The organism is Methylorubrum podarium (genome assembly GCF_022179745.1).
In the GTDB taxonomy this organism is placed as follows: Bacteria; Pseudomonadota; Alphaproteobacteria; order Rhizobiales; family Beijerinckiaceae; genus Methylobacterium; species Methylobacterium podarium.
In genome coordinates this window covers 1-6,392 of record NZ_BPRD01000417.1, presented here as the reverse complement: position 1 = coordinate 6,392, position 6,392 = coordinate 1, and the positions used below count along the sequence as shown (strand labels likewise).

Below are 6,392 nucleotides of genomic sequence, written 5' to 3'. Positions count from 1 at the left end.
CGCCGCGCCGCTCGCCTCGAGCCACGCCTCGGTCTCGCGCACGCGGGCCGGCGGCACCCATTCGTCGATCTCGCTGGTCGTGAGATAGACGGGCAGGCCCGCGAGCACGGGGCGGACCGGCCAGGCGGTGCCGGGCGGCCCGATCAGGCCGCCGGTGAAGAGCAGCGCTCCGGCGAGCCGCCGGGGATGGCGCGCCAGGACTTCGGCGGCGAGGCAGGCGCCCTGCGAGAAACCGCCCAGCAGGATGCGGTCCGCGGGAACGCCCTCGGCGAGCAGGCCCGCCACCAGACCCTCGATATGGGCGATGGCGGCCGACAGCCTGGGCTCGTTTTTCTCGATCGGCGCCAGAAAGCTCTGCGGATACCAGGTCGCGTCGTCGGCGCGAGGGAAGAGCCAGCGCAGGCCCGGCAGGCCGAGCGCCGCCGCAAGGCCCTGCATCTCCTCGGGATCGCGGCCGCGGCCATGGATCAGGATGCCGACATGGCTTGCCTCGGGATCGGGGCGCCAATCGAGCGGCGGATGGGTGTGCATGCCATCGTCCTCCGGCGGTCAGCTCAGCATTCGCCGGAGTTCGCCCTGCACGCCCAGCATCAGCGGCAGGAAGGTCCGGCGCATATCCTCGACCGACACCCGCATCGCCTGGGCGCCGACGTTGATCGCAGCCACCACGCGCCCGTCGGCGGCGAGGATCGGGACCGCGATCGAGCGCAGGCCGACCTCCAGCTCTTGGTCGATGACGGCATGCCCGTCCTGCCGCACGGCGGCGAGTTCGGCCATGAGGTCGGCCATGGCGGTCCGGGTGTTCCGGGTGAGGGGACGGCGGTCGGTCGCTTCCAGGATGCGCCGCGCCTCCGCCTCCGGCCGGGCGGCGAGCAGCACCCGGCCCATCGAGGCGCAGTAGGCCGGCAGGCGGCTGCCGACATGCAGGTTGATCGACATCACCCGCTGCTGGGCCGCGCGGGCGACGTAGATGATCTCCGTCCCCTCCAGGATCGAGGCCGAGCAGCTCTCCCCCGTCTGCTCGGACAGGGCCTGCAGGAAGGGCTGCACGATGGCCGGCAGCGGGGTCGAGGACAGATAGGCGGTGCCCAGGCGCAGGATGCGCGGCGTCAGCGAGAAGAACTTGCCGTCGTGCTCGGCATAGCCGAGCTCGACCAGGGTCAGCAGACACCGCCGCGCCGTGGCGCGCTCCAGCCCGACGATGCGGGCGACGTCCGCGATGGCGAGTCGCGGCCGGCTCCCGTCGAACGCCTCGATCACGGCAAGGCCCTTGGCGAGACCGCCCATGCGGTCGCCGTCCCGCCCTCCGTCCCTGTTCGCGTCGCCGGTCGACTTGTTCATCCTGTTCATTTCGTCAGAATGTTCGCATATCGCACAGTTGTCAACTATCCGCCCTTGACGAGCTTCGGCAATGCTGATCACATGCTGGCAACGAGCGGCGCCCGAGCGCCCCGGGACGCCTGTGGGACGGGAATCAGATCGGGATGGGACGGAGGATGGATCTCGCCTCGGCCGTTGCCGAGCATGTCCGGGACGGCGACGTGGTGGCCCTCGAAGGCTTCACGCACCTGATTCCCTACGCGGCGGGGCACGAGATCATCCGCCAGGGCCGGCGCGACCTCACCCTCGTGCGCATGACGCCGGACATCCTCTACGACCAGATGATCGGCATGGGCTGCGCCAAGACCCTGAAGTTCTCGTGGGGCGGCAATCCAGGGGTGGGCTCGCTGCACCGGCTGCGCGACGCGGTCGAGCAGGGCTGGCCCCATCCCCTGGCGCTGGAGGAGCACAGCCATGCCGCCATGGCCAACGCCTACGAGGCGGGGGCGGCGAACCTGCCCTTCGCGGTGTTCCGCGGCTATGTCGGCACCGACCTGCCCAAGGTCAACGACGCCATCCGCTCGGTCACCTGCCCCTTCACCGGCGAGGTGCTGACCGCCGTCCCGGCGATTCGGCCGGACGTGACGATCATCCACGCCCTCAAGGCGGATCGCGAGGGCAACGTGTTGCTCGAAGGCATCCTGGGCGTGCAGAAGGAGGCGGTGCTCGCGGCCTGCCGCAGCGTCGTCACCGTGGAAGAGGTGGTGGAGACGTTCGGGCCGCGCAGCCCGAACGCCGTGGTGCTGCCGGCCTGGACGGTGGACGCCGTGGTCGAGGTGCCGGGCGGGGCCTTCCCCTCCTACGCGCACGGCTACTACCCGCGGGACAACGCCTTCTACACCGCCTGGGACGCCATCGCCCGCGACCGCGACCGGTTCCGGGCCTGGATGCAGGCCAACGTGCTCGCCGTCGGTCCCGAAGCGTTCGCCGTGCATCGCCTCGCGGCCGGGCACAGGGTCGCGTGATGGCCGCCTCCGCAACGCCCTCCGAGATGATGACGGTCGCGGCCGCCCGCGCGCTCACCAGCCGCGACGTGTGCTTCGTCGGCATCGGCGCGCCCTCGGCCGCCTGCAACCTCGCGCGCCTGACGCATGCGCCGGGCATCACCCTGATCTACGAGTCCGGCACCATCGGCGCCCGGCCGAGCGTGCTGCCGCTCTCCATCGGCGACGGGGAGCTGTGCGACACGGCGCTGACCACCGTGCCGGTGCCGGAGATGTTCCGCTACTGGCTGCAGGGCGGCCGCATCACCGTGGGGTTCCTGGGCGGGGCGCAGATCGACCGCTTCGCCAACCTCAACACGACGGTGGTCGGCTCCTACGAGCACCCCAAGGTGCGCCTGCCGGGCGGGGGCGGCGCGCCCGAGATCGCGGCCTGCTGCGGCGAGATCTTGATCACCATGGCGATGGGCACGCGCAGCTTCGTGGAGCGGCTGTCGTTCGTCACCTCATTGGGCCACGGCGAGGGCGGCGACCATCGAGCGCGGCTCGGGCTCAGGACCAAGGGGCCGACGCGGGTCATCACCGATCTCTGCATACTGGAGCCCGATCCGGAGAGCCGGGAACTCACCGTCACCGCGCTGCATCCCGGCGTGGCGCGCGGGACAATCGCCGCCGCCTGCGGCTGGCCGCTGCGCTTCGTCGAGGCGCTGGCGGAGACGCCGGCCCCGAGCGAGGAGGAACTGAGCGTCCTGCGCGCTCTGCACGCGCGCACCAGCCTCGCCCACGGTTCCGGAGCGACCGCATGATGGAGGCTTTCACCTATACGGCCAACCCGGGCCGCGTCATCTTCGGCTCCGGCACCCTCGCGCGCCTGCCCGAGGAGGTCGGGCGGCTGAACCTCTCCCGCGTCCTGGTGCTGGCGACCCCGCAGCAGGAGGCGGAGGGCCGCGCGCTCGCCGAGCGCATCGGCCCGCGCGCGGCCGGGGTGTTCGCCGGCGCCACCATGCACACGCCGGTCGAGGTGACCGAGCGGGCGATGGAGCGGGTGACCGCCGAGCGCATCGATGGCGTCGTCGCGGTCGGCGGCGGCTCGACCACCGGGCTCGCCAAGGCGATCGCCCTGCGGACCGACCTGCCGCAGATCGTGGCGCCGACCACCTACGCGGGCTCCGAGATGACCGCCATCCTGGGCGAGACCCGGGACGGGGTGAAGACCACGCGGACGGACCCGAAGATCCTGCCCGAGGTGGTGATCTACGACGTGGATCTCACCCTGACCCTGCCGGTGGCCCTGTCGGTCACCTCGGGGATCAACGCCATCGCGCACGCCGTGGAAGCCCTCTACGCCCGCGAGCGCAACCCGGTGATCTGCCTGATGGCGCGGGAGGGCATCGCCGCCCTCGCCCGCGCCCTGCCGCGGGTCAAGGCCGACCCGCAGGACCGGCGGGGCCGCTCCGATGCGCTCTACGGCGCGTGGCTGTGCGGCATCTGTCTCGGCTCGGTCGGCATGGCGCTGCATCACAAGCTCTGCCACACGCTCGGCGGCTCGTTCGACCTGCCGCATGCCGAGACCCACGCGGCCGTGCTGCCGCACGCGGTGCGCTACAACGCTGCGGCCGAGCCGGAGGCGATGGCGGCCATCGCCGCGGCGCTCGGCGCCGGCGAGGCGGCGACCGCCCTCTACGACCTCGCCCGGGGGCTCGGGGCCACGATGGCGCTGCGCGATCTCGGCATGCCGGAGGACGGCATCGATCGTGCCGCCGACCTCGCCCTCGAGAACCCCTACTGGAATCCCGCCCCCCTCGAACGCCCTCGCCTGCGCGCGCTGATCGCCGGCGCCTGGGCAGGAGACCCGCTGGCCTGACCACAACCGGCGACCGGGCCGCAAGAGCCCGGCGCCCCACGGAGGAACCCTGATGTCGATCCTGCTTCCCGGCGTTAGCCGCCGGCAATTCTTGAAGACCGGCGCCGCCGCGGGCGCGGCGCTCACGGCCGGCTCGCTCGCCGCCCCGGCGGTGCGGGCGGCCGGCGGCTCCACCCTCAAGATCGGTTACGTCACCCCGACGACGGGCCCGCTCGCCGGGTTCGCCGAGGCCGACGGCTTCGTGCTCGGCAGCTTCAGAACGCTGGTCAAGGACGGACTCAAGGTCGGCGGCAAGAGCTACCGGGTCGAGGTGCTGGTGCGCGACAGCCAGTCCAACCCCAACCGGGCGGCGCAGGTGGCGAAGGATCTGATCGCGCAGGACGCGATCAACCTGATGATCGTCCAGGCGACGCCCGAGACCTCGGTGCCGGTGGCGACGCAGTGCGAGATCGAACAGGTGGCCTGCATCGCCTCGGGCACGCCCTGGCAGCCGTTCTTCTTCGGCCGGCAGGCGAACCCGGCGGACCCGAAACCCTTCGACTATACTTACAACTTCTTCTGGGGCATCGAGGACGTGATCGCGGCCTACACCAACATGTGGGGCCAGCTCGATACCAACCGGCATGTGGCCGGCCTCTTCCCCAATGACGGCGACGGCAACGCCTGGGGCGACCGGAAGCTCGGCTTCCCGCCGGTGCTCGGTCCGAAGGGCTACACGGTGACCGATCCCGGCCGCTACCAGAACCTCACCGACGACTTCACCGCCCAGATCACCGCCTTCCGCAACGCCACCTGCGAGATCGTGACGGGCGTGGTGCTGCCGCCCGACTTCACCACCTTCTGGACCCAGGCCCGCCAGCAGGGTTTTCGGCCGAAGGTGGCGTCGGTGGCGAAAGCCCTCCTCTTCCCGGTCTCGGTGCAGGGGCTGGGCAAGGCCGGCCACAACCTCTCCTCCGAGGTGTGGTGGAGCGCGAGCCACCCGTTCAAGTCCTCGCTCACCGGCCAGAGCTGCAAGCAGCTCGCCGACGCCTACACCCAAGCCTCGGGGAAGCCGTGGACGCAGCCGATCGGCTTCACCCATGCCCTGACCGAGGTCGCGGTGGATACGCTCAAGCGCAGCGAGGACCCGACCGACCCCGAGGCCAACGCCAGGGCGGTGGGCGCCACGGACCTGCAGACCATCGTCGGCCGGGTGAAGTTCGGCCAGGACAACGTGCCCCCCTTCGCGCGCAGGAACATCTGCCGCACGCCGATCGTGGGCGGGCAGTGGCGTCTGGCGGACGACGGCACGTTCAACATCGTCGTGGTGGACAACCAGACCGCGCCCGAAGTGCCGCTCGGCGGCAAGATGGAGGCGCTGGCGTAACGTGACCACGTTGCTCGCCCTCGACCGCGTGCGCAAGGCTTACGGCTCCCTGGTCGTCGCGCAGGACGTCTCGCTCGCCGTCGCCGAGGGCGAGGCGCTGGGGATCATCGGGCCGAATGGGGCGGGCAAGACCACCCTGTTCGCCCTGATCACCGGCGCGGTCGCGGCCGATGCCGGGCGGATCACCCTGGACGGGGCGGACATCACCCGGATGCCGGCGCAGCGGCGCTGCGTGGCCGGCCTGTGCCGCTCGCATCAGGTGCCGCAGCCCTTCGAGAAGCTGACCGTGTTCGAGAACCTGCTCGTCGCCGCCTGCTTCGGTCGCGGCGCCCGCGAGGCCGACATCCGCGAGGGGTGCGCGGAGATCCTGGAGCGCACGGGCCTGCTCGGAAAGGCCAACCGCCTCGGCGGTTCGCTGACCCTCCTCGACCGCAAGCGCCTGGAGATGGCCCGCGCGCTCGCCACGGCGCCGCGCCTGCTGCTCCTCGACGAGATCGCCGGCGGGCTCACCGAGGGCGAGTGCGCCGAACTGGTCGAGACCGTCCGCGCCGTGCACCGCAGCGGGATCACCCTCGTATGGATCGAGCACATCGTGCACGCCCTGCTGGCGGTGGTCGGGCGCCTCGCGGTGCTTAACTTCGGCCGCCTGATCGCCGAGGGCGAGCCCCGCGCCGTGATGGATTCGGCCGAGGTGCGCGACATCTATCTGGGCTCGCCGGTCTGATGGGAAGCCTCCTCGAAATCCGGCGCCTCGTCGGCGGCTACGGCGACTTCCAGGCCCTGTTCGGCCTCGACCTCGCCTGGACCGTCTCGCACCTGCCCCCGCCCGCGGGCGAGCCCG

7 protein-coding genes are annotated in these 6,392 nt (G+C 71.6%); 5 read left to right on the top strand and 2 right to left on the bottom strand.

The window, feature by feature from the left end; genetic code table 11:
* Window positions 1-531, bottom strand: a 531-nt coding sequence (locus tag MFF42_RS19645) for an alpha/beta hydrolase (RefSeq protein WP_238257258.1), incomplete at its 3' end; no start/stop codon positions are given.
* An 18-nt stretch (window positions 532-549) separates the two neighbouring features.
* On the bottom strand, window positions 550-1,341 hold the full coding sequence (locus tag MFF42_RS19640; protein WP_238257257.1) for an IclR family transcriptional regulator domain-containing protein: 792 nt from the start codon (window positions 1,339-1,341) through the stop codon (window positions 550-552).
* A gap of 143 nt (window positions 1,342-1,484) precedes the next feature.
* On the opposite strand from MFF42_RS19640, the gene MFF42_RS19635 reads away from it, so the two are divergent.
* The 5 genes from MFF42_RS19635 to MFF42_RS19615 are packed head-to-tail and all read left to right on the top strand — an operon-like array spanning window position 1,485 to window position 6,275.
* Complete coding sequence (locus tag MFF42_RS19635; protein WP_238257256.1) at window positions 1,485-2,345, top strand: CoA transferase subunit A; 861 nt, start codon at window positions 1,485-1,487, stop codon at window positions 2,343-2,345.
* A complete protein-coding gene (locus MFF42_RS19630) occupies window positions 2,345-3,127 on the top strand; it encodes a CoA-transferase subunit beta (RefSeq protein ID WP_238257255.1) in 783 nt (260 codons plus the stop codon). Before MFF42_RS19635 ends, MFF42_RS19630 begins: the two co-directional genes overlap by 1 nt.
* The gene (locus MFF42_RS19625) at window positions 3,124-4,185 is read left to right on the top strand and encodes a maleylacetate reductase (protein ID WP_238257254.1); all 1,062 of its coding nucleotides are present in this window, start codon (window positions 3,124-3,126) and stop codon (window positions 4,183-4,185) included. Before MFF42_RS19630 ends, MFF42_RS19625 begins: the two co-directional genes overlap by 4 nt.
* Window positions 4,186-4,237: 52 nt before the next feature.
* Window positions 4,238-5,551, top strand: a complete 1,314-nt coding sequence (locus MFF42_RS19620) for an ABC transporter substrate-binding protein (protein WP_238257253.1) — start codon at window positions 4,238-4,240, stop codon at window positions 5,549-5,551.
* Window position 5,552: 1 nt separating this feature from the next.
* Window positions 5,553-6,275 (top strand): ABC transporter ATP-binding protein, encoded by a 723-nt coding sequence (locus MFF42_RS19615; RefSeq protein WP_238257252.1) that lies wholly within the window; start codon window positions 5,553-5,555, stop codon window positions 6,273-6,275.
* Window positions 6,276-6,392: the final 117 nt, after the last annotated feature.